Annotated in this window: 15 protein-coding genes; 7 read left to right on the top strand and 8 right to left on the bottom strand. The window is 63.6% G+C overall.

All coding sequences use genetic code 11. The features are described 5' to 3' along the window. Positions 1–114 precede the first annotated feature (114 nt). Positions 115–405: an FAD assembly factor SdhE gene (locus AB7951_RS13945; protein WP_089264393.1), complete on the top strand. Its 291-nt coding sequence runs from the start codon at positions 115–117 to the stop codon at positions 403–405. Next, positions 402–3,920, top strand: coding sequence for a transcription-repair coupling factor (mfd, locus tag AB7951_RS13940; protein WP_120289830.1), 3,519 nt, complete (start codon positions 402–404; stop codon positions 3,918–3,920). The genes AB7951_RS13945 and mfd overlap by 4 nt, the downstream gene beginning before the upstream one ends. 55 nt (positions 3,921–3,975) lie before the next feature. On the opposite strand, the gene AB7951_RS13935 is transcribed toward mfd, so the two are convergent. The 4 genes from AB7951_RS13935 to AB7951_RS13920 all read right to left on the bottom strand — a co-directional run bounded on the left by AB7951_RS13935 (position 3,976) and on the right by AB7951_RS13920 (position 9,022). Beyond that, positions 3,976–4,368 carry a PRC-barrel domain-containing protein gene (locus AB7951_RS13935; RefSeq protein ID WP_093758623.1) on the bottom strand — a complete coding sequence of 131 codons (393 nt, stop codon included), beginning with the start codon at positions 4,366–4,368 and terminating at the stop codon, positions 3,976–3,978. 72 nt (positions 4,369–4,440) lie between these two features. Beyond that, a complete protein-coding gene (locus AB7951_RS13930; protein WP_120289828.1) occupies positions 4,441–5,676 on the bottom strand; it encodes a GGDEF domain-containing protein in 1,236 nt (411 codons plus the stop codon). 105 nt (positions 5,677–5,781) lie between these two features. Beyond that, positions 5,782–7,290: a class I adenylate-forming enzyme family protein gene (locus AB7951_RS13925; protein WP_120289826.1), complete on the bottom strand. Its 1,509-nt coding sequence runs from the start codon at positions 7,288–7,290 to the stop codon at positions 5,782–5,784. Positions 7,291–7,294: 4 nt separating this feature from the next. Further along, on the bottom strand, positions 7,295–9,022 hold the full coding sequence (locus AB7951_RS13920) for an extracellular solute-binding protein (RefSeq protein WP_120289824.1): 1,728 nt from the start codon (positions 9,020–9,022) through the stop codon (positions 7,295–7,297). A gap of 366 nt (positions 9,023–9,388) precedes the next feature. Between AB7951_RS13920 and AB7951_RS13915 the strand changes: the two genes are divergently transcribed. After that, the gene (locus AB7951_RS13915; protein WP_068731658.1) at positions 9,389–10,207 is read left to right on the top strand and encodes an invasion associated locus B family protein; all 819 of its coding nucleotides are present in this window, start codon (positions 9,389–9,391) and stop codon (positions 10,205–10,207) included. A gap of 72 nt (positions 10,208–10,279) precedes the next feature. On the opposite strand, the gene AB7951_RS13910 is transcribed toward AB7951_RS13915, so the two are convergent. The 3 genes from AB7951_RS13910 to hspQ form a co-directional block, all read right to left on the bottom strand. Then, positions 10,280–10,588 (bottom strand): type II toxin-antitoxin system RelE/ParE family toxin, encoded by a 309-nt coding sequence (locus AB7951_RS13910; RefSeq protein ID WP_120289822.1) that lies wholly within the window; start codon positions 10,586–10,588, stop codon positions 10,280–10,282. Continuing rightward, entirely contained in the window at positions 10,578–10,853 is a 276-nt protein-coding gene (locus tag AB7951_RS13905) for a type II toxin-antitoxin system ParD family antitoxin (RefSeq protein WP_120289820.1), read from the bottom strand. The genes AB7951_RS13910 and AB7951_RS13905 overlap by 11 nt, the downstream gene beginning before the upstream one ends. A gap of 86 nt (positions 10,854–10,939) precedes the next feature. Continuing rightward, positions 10,940–11,272 (bottom strand): heat shock protein HspQ, encoded by a 333-nt coding sequence (gene hspQ / locus AB7951_RS13900; RefSeq protein WP_089264388.1) that lies wholly within the window; start codon positions 11,270–11,272, stop codon positions 10,940–10,942. A 121-nt stretch (positions 11,273–11,393) separates the two neighbouring features. Between hspQ and AB7951_RS13895 the strand changes: the two genes are divergently transcribed. Beyond that, positions 11,394–12,347 (top strand): AEC family transporter, encoded by a 954-nt coding sequence (locus AB7951_RS13895; protein ID WP_120289818.1) that lies wholly within the window; start codon positions 11,394–11,396, stop codon positions 12,345–12,347. Positions 12,348–12,482: 135 nt separating this feature from the next. Here the strand turns inward: AB7951_RS13895 and AB7951_RS13890 are convergent, their stop codons facing one another. Beyond that, entirely contained in the window at positions 12,483–13,679 is a 1,197-nt protein-coding gene (locus AB7951_RS13890) for a UbiH/UbiF family hydroxylase (RefSeq protein ID WP_120289816.1), read from the bottom strand. Between the two features lie 136 nt (positions 13,680–13,815). Here AB7951_RS13890 and pcsA point away from each other — a divergent pair, with 136 nt between their 5' ends. Genes pcsA through AB7951_RS13875 form a run of 3 tightly spaced genes read left to right on the top strand, consistent with a single transcriptional unit; the run spans position 13,816 to position 16,315 of the window. Continuing rightward, on the top strand, positions 13,816–14,550 hold the full coding sequence (gene pcsA, locus AB7951_RS13885) for a phosphatidylcholine synthase (RefSeq protein WP_120289814.1): 735 nt from the start codon (positions 13,816–13,818) through the stop codon (positions 14,548–14,550). Then, entirely contained in the window at positions 14,547–15,284 is a 738-nt protein-coding gene (locus tag AB7951_RS13880; RefSeq protein WP_089264384.1) for a TerC family protein, read from the top strand. The genes pcsA and AB7951_RS13880 overlap by 4 nt, the downstream gene beginning before the upstream one ends. A gap of 56 nt (positions 15,285–15,340) precedes the next feature. Further along, positions 15,341–16,315 (top strand): quinone oxidoreductase family protein, encoded by a 975-nt coding sequence (locus AB7951_RS13875; RefSeq protein WP_068731670.1) that lies wholly within the window; start codon positions 15,341–15,343, stop codon positions 16,313–16,315. Positions 16,316–16,363: the final 48 nt, after the last annotated feature.

Raw genomic sequence — 16,363 nt, 5'->3', positions numbered from 1 at the left:
CAAGGCGAAAGCAATGCGTTATGAGGTGCTGACAGGGGCGGAAGCGGAGGCTATATGAGCCTGCCCGGCACGTCCGGGCTTTCTGCGTTTGCGGGCTTTGGGCGGGATGGACAGATGACGGGAACGACACGATCGAGCAACGGCCTGGATGACCGCCGCAAGCGGCTGCTGTTCCGCTGCTGGCACCGCGGCACGCGCGAGATGGATCTCATTCTGGGCCGCTTTGCGGATGCCGAGATCGGCATTCTGGCGGACCTCGAACTCAAGCAGCTCGAAGACCTGATCGGCCTCGAAGACCCCGAGCTTTATCCGGCCTTTGTCGGTGATACCCAATTGGACGAGCAGTACCGCACGCCGCTGTTCGAGCGCATCAAGCTGTTCCGGAATCTGGACAAGCCTCTATGAAATCCCCCGTTGCCTCGCCGGCCGCGCAGCTTGCGCCCGGCCGTGCGCTGACCTTTGCCAATGTCGCCGAGGGTGCCGAAGGCCTGATCGTTGCCGATCTGGCACGCGCGGTTGCGGCCAAGCCGAAGCCGCCGGCGGTGAGCCTCACGGTGATCTGCCGTGACGGGCCGCGCATGCAGCAGCTCGCGCGCTCGCTGGAATTCTTCGCGCCGGATTTGCCGGTGCTGCAATTCCCGGCCTGGGACTGCCAGCCTTACGACCGGGTCTCGCCCCATGGCGGCATTCTCGCGCATCGCATGACCACGCTGGCGCGGCTGTCGCGCCTCACCGGCAGCGACAAGCCGATGATCGTGCTGACGACGGTCAACGCCGTCGTCCAGCGCGTGCCGGCCCGCGAGATCGTCGCGGCGCAGGCGCTGTCGGTCGCGCCCGGCCATGTGGTGCCGATGGACTCCATCGTCGCCTGGCTCGAACACAACGGCTACACCCGCTCCGGCACCGTGCGGGAGCCCGGCGAATATGCCGTGCGCGGCGGCATCCTCGATCTGTTTCCGGCGGGCCTCGACCAGCCCGTGCGGTTCGACTTCTTCGGCGACAGTCTGGAATCGATCCGGGCCTTCGATGCCGAGACGCAACGCACGCTGATGGATATGCGCGCGCTGGATCTGGTGCCGGTGTCGGAATTCCAGCTCATCACCGAAACCATCCGCCGCTTCCGCATGGGCTATGTCGCGCAATTCGGCGCGCCGGAGCGCGACGACCAGCTTTATGAAGCGGTCAGCGAAGGCCGCCGTCATCCCGGCATGGAGCACTGGCTGCCGCTGTTCCAGGACCGGATGGACACGCTGTTCGACTACCTGCCGGGCACGCCGGTTGCCATCGAGCCGCAGGGCGAAGATGCAGCGACCGAACGCTTCAAGCAGATCGGCGATTATTACGAGGCGCGCCGCGAGGTCATGGGCACGCCGGGCGGCGGTGCGATCTACAAGCCGCTGCCGCCGGACCGGCTCTATCTGACCGACGGCGAGTGGCACAAACGGCTGGAAGATCTCGCAATGGCGCGGTTGTCGCCGTTCGCCGTGCCGGACGGCACGCCGGGCGTGGTCGACGCGGGCGCACGGGCAGGCCGCAACTTCGCGCCGGAACGCGCCGACGCCAATGTGAATGTGTTCGAGCGCGTGGTCGCGCATATTCAGGCGCTGCAAGCAGAGCGCAAGAAGGTCGTCGTCGCGCTGTGGAGCGAGGGCTCGCGCGACCGCATGGCGAGCATGTTGAAGGATCACAAGCTGCTGAACCAGCAGATGGTGAATTCCTGGCGCGTGGTGCAGGCGACGCCGCGCAACGAGACCATGCTGGCCGTGGTCGGCATGGAATCCGGTTTCGAGACCGACCAGATCGCGGTCATCAGCGAACAGGACATCCTCGGCGACCGTCTGGTGCGGCCGCGCAAGGCGAGCCGCAAGCTCGACAACTTCATCTCGGAAGTGACGAGCCTCGCGGCCGGCGACATCGTGGTCCATGTGGAGCACGGCATCGGCCGTTTCGTCGGGCTGCAGACGCTGCAGGTCGGCGGCGCGCCGCATGACTGTCTCGAGCTGCGCTACGCCAACGAGACCAAGCTGTTTCTGCCGGTCGAGAATATCGAACTGCTGTCGCGCTATGGCTCCGACGCGGCCAATGTCGAACTCGACAAGCTCGGCGGTTCCGGCTGGCAGGCACGCAAGGCCAAGCTCAAGAACCGCATCCAGGAAATTGCCGGCGAACTCATCAAGATCGCGGCCGAACGGCATCTGCGCGAGACCGAGCGGATCGTCGTACCGCGCGAGCAGTATGACGAGTTCTGCGCGCGCTTTCCCTATGAGGAAACCGAGGACCAGCAGACCGCGATCAACGCCGCGCTGCACGATCTCGAACATGGCAAGCCCATGGATCGCCTGATCTGCGGCGATGTCGGCTTCGGCAAAACGGAAGTGGCCATGCGCGCCACCTTCGCCGTCGCCATGGAAGGCAAGCAGGTCGCCATCGTGGTGCCGACCACGCTGCTGGCGCGCCAGCACGCCAAGAACTTCACGGAGCGCTTCAAGGGCTTTCCGGTGAATGTCGCGCAGGCCTCAAGGCTGGTCGCGCCGAAAGAACTGACGGCGACCAAGAAAGGCCTTGCGGACGGCTCCATCGACATCGTCGTCGGCACCCATGCGCTGCTCGGCAAGTCGATCAAGTTCAAGGACCTCGGTCTCGTCGTGGTCGACGAGGAGCAGCACTTTGGCGTGACGCATAAGGAGCGGCTGAAGCAGCTCCGCGCCAATGTCCATGTGCTGACGCTGTCCGCGACGCCGATCCCGCGCACGCTGCAACTCGCACTCACCGGCGTGCGCGATCTGTCGATCATCGCTTCGGCACCGGTCGATCGTCTCGCCGTGCGCACTTTCGTGGCGCCGCATGATCCCTTGATGATCCGCGAGGCGCTGCTGCGTGAGCGCTATCGCGGCGGGCAGGCATTCTATGTGGTGCCGCGGATCGACGACCTCGCCGAGGTGAAGGACTTCCTCGACAAGCACGTGCCGGAGATGAAGGTCGCCGTGGCTCATGGCCAGATGGCGCCGACGGTCATCGAGGACATTATGTCGGCCTTCTATGACGGCAAATACGACATCCTGCTGTCCACCACGATCGTGGAATCAGGCCTCGATATTCCCAACGCCAACACGCTGATCATCCACCGCGCCGACATGTTCGGTCTCGCGCAGCTCTATCAGCTGCGTGGCCGTGTCGGTCGCTCCAAGCTGCGCGCCTATGCCCTGTTCACGCTGCCGTCGACCCACAAGATCACCGGGCAGGCGGAGCGCCGTTTGAAAGTGCTGCAGTCGCTGGAGAACCTAGGCGCCGGCTTCCAGCTCGCCTCGCACGATCTGGATATCCGCGGCGCCGGCAATCTGCTCGGCGAAGAGCAGTCCGGTCATATCAAGGAAGTCGGCTTCGAGCTCTACCAGTCGATGCTGGAAGAGGCGATCCTCGCGCTCAAGTCAGGCATCTCCGAGCCGATCGCCGACAGGTGGTCGCCGACGATCACGCTCGGCATGCCGGTGATGATCCCCGACGACTTCGTCGCCGATCTTGCGGTCCGTCTGTCGCTCTATCGTCGGCTCGCTGATCTCGAGACCGATGACGAGATCGCTGCCTTCGCCGCCGAACTGCGCGACCGTTTCGGCGTGCTGCCGGACGAGGTCCGTTATCTGTTCAAGATCGCTGCCATCAAGGCTTATTGCCGCCGCGCCAATGTCGAGAAGGTCGATGCCGGTCCGAAGGGCGTTGTCATCTCGTTCCGCGACAACTCGTTCGCGCAGCCGGACAGGCTGGTATTCTTCATCAAGCAGTATGGCCAGGCCGCGAAGGTGCGCCCGGACATGAAGGTGGTGTTCTTGCAGGATTGGGGAACGCCGGAAGAACGCCTCGAAGGTGCGACCGAGATCCTGCGCGCGCTGGCGGGGCTCGCGGAGAGCAAGAAGGCGGCTTAACGACAACCGGCCGCCGGCATCGCTGCCGACGGCCGTTTGTTGAACTACGCGACGCTTACTTCGGATACTTGAATTCCGGAGCGGCCTTCAGCGCTTCCTTGGTGGTGTTCATCGACGCCACCCACTTGTTGTCCTTGTTCAGGCTCACCTTCACCGAAGCCGGCGAGACTGCGACGTAGTGTTCGCCCATGCCCAGGAAGCCGCCGACCGACAGGATCAGCGCGTCGACCTGATTGTTCTTGATTGCGAGATCGCTGATCTCGCCGATCGTCTCATCCTTTTGATTGGTGATGTTCAGGCCCTTGAGCTTGGACGAGAACATCTCCTCCTTGGAGACGGTCGAGAACTTTGCCTCGGCGGGTGCAGCACCCGTCGTGACTGTCGACTGCGCGAGAACCGGCGTGGCGAGAAGGGCGAGGGAAGCGGTGATCAGTGCAAGCTTTTTCATTATCGTTGTCTCCATTGCAGATGCACCTACAATGCGATGTTCGATACTTCGTTCCTGATTTTATTTCTGGAACTAAGACGCTGCGCGTTGCGCGTCCTCGCCATGCAGGCGTGCCAGCAGTGACTTCGCGGTATCCGTTGGCTCCATTGTGATCACCGTGACGTGGGGATCGTTGCGCGCATCGCGCTTGGGTCCATGCATGGTGTGCTTCATCACGCTGGAGAGTCGCCTGGCGATCATGTGGGCGTTGCGCTGGTCGGTTTCGGCGAAGGCGACCACGATGGCGCCGTCACTCTGCAGTGTGCCGAAATCCATCCGCCGCATCAGCCGGCTGATGATCCGCGCAGCGTCGCGCTGCGCACGCAGCGGGATATTGTCGAATGAGAACCGGGCCATCGACAATCCGCCGCCGCGGGTTTGCGTGTGATAGACGGCGGTCGCGATATCGCGTTCGAAGGCTGCCGTCGTCAGCAGGCCGGTAGCGGGATCGAGCAGCCCGTCGGACTCGATCGACTTCAAGGTGCGGCCGAGACGCGCCTCGAAGGCGTGTTGGCGCAGCAGCGGCAGCGCCGTGGCCGCGACGGTGTCGGCGTCTCCGGCGACCATTTCGAGATTGGCGAGATCGTAGCTCGGCGTCAGGCCGGGCACGGTGACGACAACGGGCAGATTGCGGAAGCGTGCGTCCTCGGTGAGGACAGTGAGAAACGCATCAACGACGCGCGTGCTGAAGCCCTCGCCGATGACGATGCCGTCGAGGTCGCGCGCATTGAGATGCTTGGCGGCAGCCTCGATGCTGAGCGCGCCGACCACGCCGACGCGTTCGCCGAGCGCAACCGACAGCGCGGCATAACCCCCGCCGCGGCCGATCAGCATCACCGTCGCATCGTCGAGCGGGTCCGACTGCAGGGACATGCGATGCAGGTTTTCGGCGGTCAGGCGTCGCATGACCGTGGCGTGCAGCGTGCGCACACGCAGCGCGTTGCGCAGCCGCGCGCTGAGCCGGTCGAAATTGCCGTCGGTTTGCGTGAGCGGGATGGCATGGCCCGGCAAGTCCGTGGCGGGATCGATCGCAATCAGCGGCACGTAAGGTTGCTTGGCGCCAAGGCGCTTCGCCAGCGCCTGGAAGGTCGGCATGTCGTCAGCGGAAGCAGACACGACCACGGCGGCCGGCTGCACCCGCGCCACCGCATCCAGTGCCTCGGCCCATGTCGCATCGACAACCGGGAAGATGTTGCTCTCCGCCAGGGCTGTCGCAAACGCGGCCGGCTGCTGGTTGGAGACGGCGACGATCGTGGCCTGGTCGGACATGCTTGAGCTGAACCTCTACGCGAAACTGATCGCGGCAGGCTAGCCCGACGTCCTTAATGCAGAGTCAATGAGATCGCTCGCATTTTCAAGATCACTTTTGCTGGCTCAGTCGGCTGCGGCACGGTCGCGGAAGGCTTCGACCATCAGCGGATTGAGGCCGAGTTCCGTCAGGGCGTCGCGGGCGCGGCCGTTATTGCTGGCGCGGCCGGCGAGGCGGTAGCCGCTGAGCCGATCGGGGAGCGCGGTAAGCATCGCGTTCTCGCCGAGCCGCTTGGCCCATTCATTGAGGTCCTGCGCCAGGAAGCGATAGCCGCCGACGGCCATGATGCCCGAGGGCGGCGCAGTGATGTTGATCGCGCCCGTCGCGCGGTCGAGCCGGGCCATATAGCCGGTATCGACATAATCGAGCGGCTGGGCGGGGATCAACGCGTTGCTGGCGTCGGCCTGGGCCGTATAGGCCAGCACCGGTACCATCGGGCCGCGGAGGCCCAGCGTGCCCCTGGGCGTCAGCATGATGTCGCCGGCAATGGAGGAGCCTTGCTGGGCGCGCGGAGCGCCGTGCGGGCCGGGCATGATGGCGACGGGCAAGCCGTCGTCTGCGCGGATGGCGCCGAACAGGCCGGCTTCGCCGAACAGATAGACGTCGGTGAACGATGCCTGGGAGCCCGGCCATGCAGGCGAGGCGGCGACCTGTTCAGGCGCGCGCCAGAGGCCGAGCACATAACGCAGCACGGGAGACCGATCCAGCAATCCGCCTTCGGCGAGACGCTGCGCCAGCGGCGCCGGGGCCACAAGCACGTCGCAGGCATTGGCGGCGATGCTACGTTCCAGCACCGCATTGTCGAACGGATGATGCAAAGCGAGTACGCCGCCAGAGAGCAGCCAGGTCACCAGCGACGAGGCGATGCTGGCGAAGGACGACGGCACCAGCGCCGACATGATCGTGGCGCCCTGCGGCATGCCGCTTTCCAGGAACACAGCAAGGCCGCCCGAGATCAGGTTGAGATGCGTGCGCGGCACTGCGCGGAAGCCATCGGACGTGACATCGAAGGAGACGATGGCCGCGCGGCGGGCGTCCTGCACCACCGGTGTGGGTTCGGCGAATTCGCCCGTCAATACGGCGTCGAGCGGGGTCATGCCTTCCGGCAGGTCGCTGCCGAAGCCGCCGACATAGCGGATCGAGAAGGCTTCAGCCGCAGCGTTCATGATCAGATCGGCATGGCTGACGCCATCGATCTTGCTCGACGTCACCAGCGCACGCGCACTGCAGCGATTCAGTGCCATGGTCAGGTCGGCCTGGCGCCAGAGCTGCGGCAGCAGCGCGACGACGAGGCCGGCGCGATGCGCAGCCAGCACGGTCAGCACGAATTCCACGGTGTTCGGCAATTGGACGGCGATGACCGAATTGGCGGGGAGGCCGGCCTCCATGAAATGCGCCGTCAGCGCCGAGATCGCGCGGTCGGCATCCGCAAAGGTCAGCCGCTGCGGTTCCGTCGCCGTGATGCGCAGCTTGTCGGCGGGATCGACCAGCGCCAGCGCCTGCGGCTGCCGGCTGAGAATGCGGCGAAACAGACCGTCGAGGGTGGGCGAGGCGTTCGGCGTGGGTGATGTCACGGTGTCACTTCCGGTTCGGCGGCGAAGCTGGCAGCGTTCTGGCCCACCAGGTCTCCGGCAAATAGCCTGAGAGTGCGATGGTCGAAGGTCGTTCTATCCGATTCCATCGCGCAATCCATTGCTCGCCGACATAGTAGAGCGGGATAGCGTAGAAACCTGCGATCAGCGCGCGGTCCATGGCGCGGACGGCATCGACGAAGGGACCGTGGTCGCGGGCCTCCAGCATGGCGGAGATCATGGCGTCGACCGCGGGATTCTTCGCGCCCATATAGTTGCGGGTGCCGGGATTATCGGCGGCTTCCGAACCCCAGTAGAACGACTGTTCGTTGCCCGGCGACAGCGACTGGTCCCAGCGATTCTGGATCATGTCGAATTCGAAATTGATGCGGCGCTGGTCGAACTGCACGGCATCGATGGAGCGAATATTGGCTGATATGCCCGCGCGCTTGAGATCGCGTGCATAGGCCAGCGCGATGCGTTCCTGATCGCGGGTGGTGACGAGGATCTCGAAGGCGAGGGGCGTTTTGTCCGACTGCCGCCGCAGCACGTTGTTATCGAGCACGTAGCCGGCATCCTTCAGTAACGCCAGCGCAGTGCGTAGCGCGGGACGGTCTCGGCCCGAACCATCGCTGACCGGCAGGCGGTAGCTGCCATCGAGAATATTGGCGGCTATATTTGAGGCGTAGGGCTGCAGCAGTGTCCGTTCGCGATCATCCGCGGCGCGCGTATAGGCGGAGAGATCCGAGCCCGCGAAGAAGCCGGCCGAGCGGGCATAGAGGCCGAAGAAATAGGTGCGGTTGATCCATTCGAAATCGAACAGCAGCGTCAGCGCCTGTCGCACGCGGATATCGGTGAACATCGGCCGCCGCGTGTTGAACACCAGAAATTCCGACGGCTTCGGCAGGCCGGTCTTGATGCTGTCGCGGATCACCTCGCCGGACGTGGCGGCGAGGAATGTGTAGCCGTCGTGCCAGCGCAGCGGTTCGTTCTCGACGCGGAAGTCGTAGAGGCCGCGCTTGAAAGCTTCGAAATGGGTGTTGGCCTCGCGATAGTAGTCGAGGCGGATCTCGTCGAAATTCCACAGCCCGCGATTGATCGGCAGATCGCGGCCCCAATAAGCGGGATTGCGGGTGAGGGTCACCGCCGCGCCGGGTTTCACGCCCGTCACCGTATAGGGCCCGGAGCCCAGCGGCGGCGCCATCGAGGTTTCCTCGAAGGTGTCGGGATTGACGGCGTGTTTCGGCAGCACCGGCATCAGGCCGAGGATCAGCGGCAATTCGCGATCCGCCTGGCCGCCGAAGTCGAAGCGGACGGTGCGCTCATCCGGCGCCTCGGCCTTGGCGACTTTCGAATAATACTGCCGGTGATTGGGCCGGCCCTTGTCGCGCAGCAGCTGCCAGGAGAACAACACGTCTGCAGCGAGGACGGGCTTGCCGTCGGAGAATTGGGCCTGGGGATTGATCCGGAAGGTGACGAAGCTTCTAGCGTCATCAGTCTCGACGCTCTCGGCGAGCAGGCCGTAAAGCGTGAAGGCCTCGTCCTGGCCGCGGGCCATCAGGCTTTCGATCACATAGCCGCGCATCTGCGGCACCGCGATGCCCCGGACGATGAAGGGATTGAGGCTGTCGAAGGTGCCTAGAACGCCCTGCACCATGCGGCCGCCTTTCGGCGCGTCGGGATTGGCATAGGGCATCTGCCTGAAATCGGGTGGCAGGGCCGGGGCGCCGTGCATGGCGATCGCGTGGCTGGGATCGGCCTGTGCGGAATCGGCCACTGGGGCGGCTAGAGCTGTCCAGCAGGCCAGCGCCGCGATCACCTTAGACAGGGTCGAAAGACCCTGTGCATCTGTGCGATTTGATTCGGTTGATTTCACAGAGGAACTTTACCATGGCTGCCCGCCCCGAACCTGTGCCATGCATCAAATAGGGCTGGCGCCATTGATCTTTTCGTCGGCCGCTGTATTGAAAGCGGACAATTGACGAGGACGGCGCGGCCTGTCACGTAACGGCCTTAATTGGCACCGAGACACCCGCCAACGGGTGACTGTCAGCGCCGCCTCCGGGATATGAGCGCCTCCGTTCAGAAAGGGTTTTCCGAAATGAATTTCCGTCTCTTGGCTGCGTCGGTTCTGCCGCGCGGGCGGGGCTTCGCGCTTCTGGCGGCGACGGCCTTGACCGCCACGTTGATCGCTCCGGTTGCGCATGCGCAGGCTCCTGCGCCTGCTGCGCCGCCAGCCGCGGCGCCGAAGGCTGCTGCGCCCAAGGCTGCCCCGAAGGCCGCTCCGAAGGCTGCTGCCCCGGCCGCTCCCGCCGCCCAGGCGCCGGCCGCAGGCGCGCCCCCGGCCGATCAGCAGGTTCAGCTGATTTATGCGCCCTGGACCAAGTTCTGCCTCAAGGGCCAGGACGCTAATGCCAAGCAGGTCTGCTTCACCGGCAAGGACGGTCGCATCGAGTCGGGCCAGCCCGTCATCGCCGCCGTCATTATCGAGCCGGAAGGCGAACCGAAGAAGATCCTGCGCGTGACGCTGCCGCTCGGCATGCAGCTCGTGCACGGCACCCGCGTGATCGTGGACAGCAATGCCCCGGCACAGAGCCCCTATGTGATCTGCTTCGCCAACGGCTGTATGTCCGATTACGAAGTCACCCCGGAGCTGCTGGCCAATCTGAAGAAGGGCCAGAACCTGATCGTGCAGGCGATCAATTCCAACGGCGCACCGCTGACGCTGCCGCTGCCGCTGGCCGAATTCGCCAAGGCCTATGACGGCCCGCCGACCGATCCGAAGGTATTCGAAGAAACCCAGAAGAAGCTGCAGGAAGAGCTGCAGAAGCGCGCTGCGGAAGCCCGCGCCAAGCTCGAAGCCCAGCAGCCGGCAGCTGGTGCAGCACCGGCGGCTCCGGCCAATCCGGCCGCGAAGTAAGCTGGTTCAACAGACAAACGAAAAGGCGCTCAGAAATGAGCGCCTTTTTTGTTGGGTTGAGGAGGCGTTCTCCTATCGGCGTCTTCGGAGTTCGCTTTCGAAATCCTGTCCACCGTAGGCGATGCTGACGATCTCAACCCGGGTTTTCAAAACCCGAAATGCGATCGTCACGCGGCGCTCGAAGCCGATCGTCCGTAACCCCTTCAGGATGTCATCGCGGCGCCTGCCACGCTCGGGAAAATGCTCCAGCGCTAGGCAGGTCTCGTAGATGCGATCGAGATAGCCGTTGGCGATCTGGGGGCTTGCGTGAAAGGCGATATATTCGCCCAGCTCGATCAGCTGTTTCTCCGCATGTCGGCGAAAAACGACCTTATGCGCCACGTTCGGAGGATTTTATCTTCCGGGCGATCCGTGCGCGGGCCCGCTTGAACACCTCATCGATGGGAGTGCTGGGACGCTTGTCGGCTATCGAGGCCTTCACATCCTCGCGTAAAACTTCGTCGACTAACGCATCGCGTTGATCGAGAGCCCGGAGAGCGTCGCGAACCACATCACTGGCGTCATCGTAACGGCCGGACTCCAGATGGCGCTGCAGGGATTCCTGCTGCGCGCCGAGTTTGACGCTGATTGCCTTACCGGGCGCCATACAACTGCTCCTCGCCAGCGATAAACTTACCACGATCCTGAACGCAGCAACAGATACCTGGAAATGGAAGCTCGGACGGCCCGGCGTCAGTTCAGCGACGGATTGCGCGGCCGGTAGCTGCCGGACTTGTCCTTGATGAAGATTTCGGCGACCTGGGAGTGCCGGATCGGCTCGCCGGATTCATCCGGGAGCAGGTTCTGCTCGGAGACGTAAGCGACGTATTCCGACTCAGAATTCTCGGCCAGCAGATGGTAAAATGGCTGGTCCTTGTTCGGACGAACGTCTTCGGGGATCGACAGCCACCATTCTTCGGTGTTGTTGAATTCCGGATCGATGTCGAACACCACCCCCCGGAACGAAAAGATCCGGTGGCGGACGATCTGTCCAATCTGGAATTTGGCGGTCCGCGCTTTAATCATTCTGGTCGAATAGACCAGGATTGTGGCCGATGCTAGAGGCAAACGACGGAATTAAGACAGCCGGAAGCCGCTCCCCGCTATCCCGCCCGCCGGGCCAAGAACCAAGAAAAACACGCATCAAATGATGGACGTCCTCAATCTCGCACTGCCGTATTTCGGGCTGATCTTCATCGGCTTCGCCTGCGGCAAGGTGAAGAACCTGCCCGAATCCGGCCTCGCCTGGATGAATTTCTTCCTCCTCTATGTGTCGCTGCCGGCGCTGTTCTTCCGCATCATGGCGAAGACGCCGTTCGAGGAACTCAACAATCTGCCCTTCGTGATCGGGACCACGCTGGCCACTGCAACGGCGTTCTTTCTGTCGGTCGGCACCGGTAAATTCCTCGGCCGGTTGACCATGCGCGAGGCCGGGATGGCGGGGCTCGCCGGCGGCTACGGCAATATCGGCTATATGGGACCGGGGCTGGCGCTGGCGGTGCTCGGCCCCAAGGCGGCGGTGCCGACCGCACTGGTGTTCTGTTTCGACAGCATCTTCCTGTTCTCGATCGCGCCGCTGATGATGGCGCTGACCTCAGGCGACAAGCGTCCGCTGCTGCCGACCATCGGCATCGTCATCAAGCATATCGTGCTGCATCCCTTGATCGTGGCAGCCTATCTCGGCGCCTTCGTCGCGGCGTTTCACATCCAGATGCCGGTCGCGGTCGATGGCATGCTGCTGTTCCTGCAGAATTCTGCTGCGCCGGTTGCACTATTCGCGCTCGGTGTGACGGTTGCCTTGCGGCCGCTGGGGCGCGTGCCGTGGGAGGTGCCTGGCCTGATCTTCATCAAGCTGCTCATCCATCCGCTAATCGTGTTCGGCCTGATGTTGCTGCTCGGGCCGTTCCCGCCGGTATGGGCCGCGACGGCCGTGCTGCTCGCTTCCTTGCCGCCGGCGCTGAACGTGTTCGTGATCGCGCGGCAATATGACAGCTGGATCGAGCCTGCATCGGTCGCGGTGCTGCTCGGCACCTTCGTGTCGGTGCTGACGCTGACGTCGGTGATGTATTTCCTGAAGACCGGCCAGATCGCGTTTCCGTAGGATACCCGCTTGTAGGATGGGTAGAGCGGAGGCGCGAAGCGCCGCAGCGAAACCCATCACCTATCGCACGTGTGAACGATGGGTTTCGCGAAGACGCTCTACCCATCCTACGAAAGATACGAAAGACAAGTTACGTCAGCTCTTCCGCCACGATGGCGACAGGCCCTCGCGCATCGCGAGGCGGCGCAACGGGCCTATAGACCCCATCGCATGCATGCCGGCCGCGCGGATCACCTGCATCGGCAGAAGATCGCTGAGCAGCGAACGGTTGGCCATGTCGATGGCAAAGGTGCGCGAGGAAATATCGCTGCGGCGTATCTGCTCGAACCGCGCCAGCACCGGCGCTGCCCCGATATCCGCGCCATTCATGCCGGCATCGCGAACGACGTCAGCGATATCGCTGGCGTCGCGCAGGCCAAGATTGAGACCCTGCGCACCGATCGGCGGCACCACATGCGCGGCTTCGCCGACCAGTACGATGCGGTTCTTTGCTAGCTGTGCGGGCTGCTCGATTGCCAGCGGGAACGTGTGTCGACCCGGCTCGACCTGAACCCGGCCGAGGATCGAATGCGATTGTTTCTCGGCGGCGTCCGACAACGCCTCGTCGCTCAATGCCATCAGGCGCTCGGCATCCCGGGGCTTGTTGACCCAGACGACGCTGGAGCGATTGCCGGGCAGGGGTACGAACACGCAGGGACCGGCGGGGGTGTGAAACTCCGTCGACATGTTCTTGTGCGGCCGGCTATGCGCGATGTTGAAGGTCAGCGCGGTCTGGTCAAGCGCGCGTCGCTTGACTGAAATGCCCGCTGTCTCGCGGCACAGGGACTGGCGGCCATCGGCGCCGACGATCAGCCGCGCCACCAGGACCTGGCCTTGTCGCGTGCGGACCTGAACCTGCATCTCGTCCGGCGAGACCGTATCGGCCTCGTCATCGATGCGAATGAGATTGGTCAATTCCGCGGCGCGCGCTTCGAGCGCGATCATCAATTCGCGGTTCTCGATATTGTAGCCGAAGGTCTCGAGGCCGATCTCGCCGCAGACGAATTTGACTTCGGGGGCGCGGATCAGCCGGCCCGTGTCGTCCACCAGCCGCATGGTCGTCAGCGCGGCCGCCTTGTCGGCGCAGCGGCGCCAGACGTCGAGGCTTTCCAGAAACGCGATGGAGCCGCCCAGCAGCGCGGTGGTGCGGTTGTCGCCGTAGGGGACGCGGTGGGCGACGAGGGCGGTACGGGCACCGGTCTCGGCCAGCGCGAGGGCGGCAGCAAGGCCGGCAGGGCCGCCGCCGACGACGGCGACATCATAGATGGAGGTGGAAACAGGGGTCTCGGTCATGGCCGGACCATCGGCTTTTGGCCGGGTATTTTCAAGCCGTTACGCGCCGCGGAATCGTTCCCGCAGTGTCGGGCGGCCGAGTGCCGCATCGGCGCCTGTGCAAATCGGGCGGATTCCTGCTAGCAATTCCTGGCACATGACCGCTTCGAGTCCGGACCAACTCCCGTCGTCGTCACGATCCGCGCGCGCGGCGGCGTTCTCGGTTCACATCTTTACTGCGCTCGGTGCCGGCGTGGCACTCATTGCCATGATGAGCGCCGTGCGCGGCGAATGGGCTGTGATGTTCGGCTGGCTCGGTTTGGCGCTGATCATTGACGGGCTCGATGGCCCGATCGCCCGACACTTCGACGTCGGCCGCGTGTTGCCGGATTGGTCGGGCGATGCGCTCGATTTCGTGGTCGACTTCCTCACTTACGTCTTCGTGCCGGCCTATGCGATCGCGGCCTCCGGTCTGTTGGTGCCGTGGACAGCGGTGCTGCTCGGTGCCGGGATCGTCGTCACCAGCGCACTATATTTTGCCGACAAACGCATGAAGACCGACGACAACCACTTTCGCGGTTTTCCGGCGCTATGGAACGGGGCGGCGTTCTATCTGTTCCTGCTGCAACCATCGCCCGTCATGGCGAGCCTTGCGATGCTAGCGCTTATCGTCCTGACCTTTGTGCCGGTGCATGTGCTGCATCCCGTTCGCGTGACGCGTCTGCGCCGGTTGAACCTGTCACTGATGGCGATCTGGGCTGTGCTGGCCGTCATCACGCTGATACAGAACTTCGCTGTTGCTTGGCCTGTTACGGTCGCTCTCTGCGCGATCGCTTTTTACATTGTCTGCGGTGACGCCGTCATCCGCCTCATGAGGCCCTCCAAATCATGATCGAACTGTTTTCCAGCCCTGAAGCCTGGGCCGCGCTCTTGACGCTGACCGCGCTTGAAATCGTACTTGGTATCGACAATGTGATTTTCCTGTCGGTGCTGGTGTCGCGGCTGCCGGAGCCGCAGGCCACCCGCGCACGCCAGATCGGTCTCGCGCTGGCGCTGGTGTTCCGCATCATCCTGCTGAGTGTCCTCGTCTGGCTGATCGGCCTGACCGAACCCGTCATCACGGTGAGAGGCCTCGCATTCTCCTGGCGTGATCTGATCCTGATCGGTGGCGGTCTATTCCTGATCGCCAAGGCAACGCACGAGATTCATGCCGAGGTCGAGGCGCGCGAGGGACCCGGCAACGAGAAGCCGGCACCGAACGCCTTTGCGTGGGTGATCCTGCAGGTTATCGTCGTTGATCTCGTTTTCTCGCTCGACTCCATCATTACGGCGATCGGCATGGCGCAGGACATCGAGATCATGGTTGCCGCCGTCATCATCGCCTGTGCGGTGATGTATGTATCGTCCGGACCAGTGGCACGCTTCGTAGCGCAATATCCGACCACCAAGATGCTGGCGCTGGCCTTCCTGGTGCTGATCGGCGTCTCGCTGATGGCGGATGGATTCAAATTCCACATCCCGCGCGGTTACATCTATTTCGCTATCCTGTTCTCGGCGGCGGTCGAGCTGTTCAATGTGCTGGCGAAGCGCAACCGCCGGAAGCGGGCTCAGCCGGGCACCGGTTGACATCACGCGACTGTCGGTTATCGCTTGAGACCAAAGTCACTCAGGGAGATTGAACGATGACCAAAGCCGTCCGCGTCCACGAGATCGGTGGACCCGAAGTCCTCACTTATGAAGACGTGCAAGTCCCGGCACCGGCTGCGGGCGAGGTGCGCATCCGCCAGCATGCCATTGGTGTCAATTTTATCGATACGTACTTCCGCAGCGGCCTCTACAAGGCACCGCAGCTGCCGTTCATCGCCGGTAACGAAGCCTCCGGCGAAGTGATCGAGGTCGGTCCGGGCGTCACCGGCTTTCATCCCGGCGACCGCGTCGCCTATTATTCGGCCCTCGGCAGCTATGCCACCGAGCGCGTATTTGCCGCCGACCGGCTGGTGAAGCTGCCCGATCGTATCACCCACGAGCAGGGAGCCGTGCTGATGCTGAAGGGCCTCACGGTCTGGTATCTGCTGCACAAGACTTTCAAGGTCGAGCCGCATCACCGCGTGCTGATCCACGCCGCAGCGGGCGGCATCGGTCTGCTCGCCTGCCAGTGGGCCAAGGCCATGGGCGCGCATGTGATCGGCACCGTCGGCTCGAAAGAGAAGGGCGAGTTGGCGCTGGCCAATGGCTGCGATCACGTCATCTATTACAACGAAGAGAACTTCGTCGATCGCGTGAAGCAGATCAGCCGTAACGAACTCTGCGACGTGGTCTATGACGGCGTTGGCAAGACTACCTATCCGGGGTCGCTGTCATGCCTGAAGCCACGCGGCATGTGGGTGTCGTTCGGCAACGCGTCGGGTCCTGTGCCGCCATTCGCCATCGCCGAACTCAACAATCACGGCTCGCTGTTCGCGACGCGTCCGAAGCTGAATGACTATGTCGCCAAGCGCTCGGAATTGCTGGAGGGCGCCGACACGCTGTTCTCGGCTGTGATCGACGGCAAGCTGCATGTGCCGATCAATCACGCTTATGCGCTGAAGGATGCGGCCAAGGCGCATGTGGACCTGGAAGCACGCAAGACCACGGGCGCGGTGATTTTGAAGGTGTAAACGATCGTCGTCATTGCGAGCGCAGCGAAGCAATCCAGTGCGACGAGA

Origin of the sequence: Tardiphaga sp. 285_C5_N1_2, from assembly GCF_052076065.1 — a bacterium.
In the GTDB taxonomy this organism is placed as follows: Bacteria; Pseudomonadota; Alphaproteobacteria; order Rhizobiales; family Xanthobacteraceae; genus Tardiphaga; species Tardiphaga robiniae.
The sequence above is the reverse complement of the archived record's forward strand: the minus strand, read 5'-3'. Positions and strand labels throughout refer to the sequence as shown.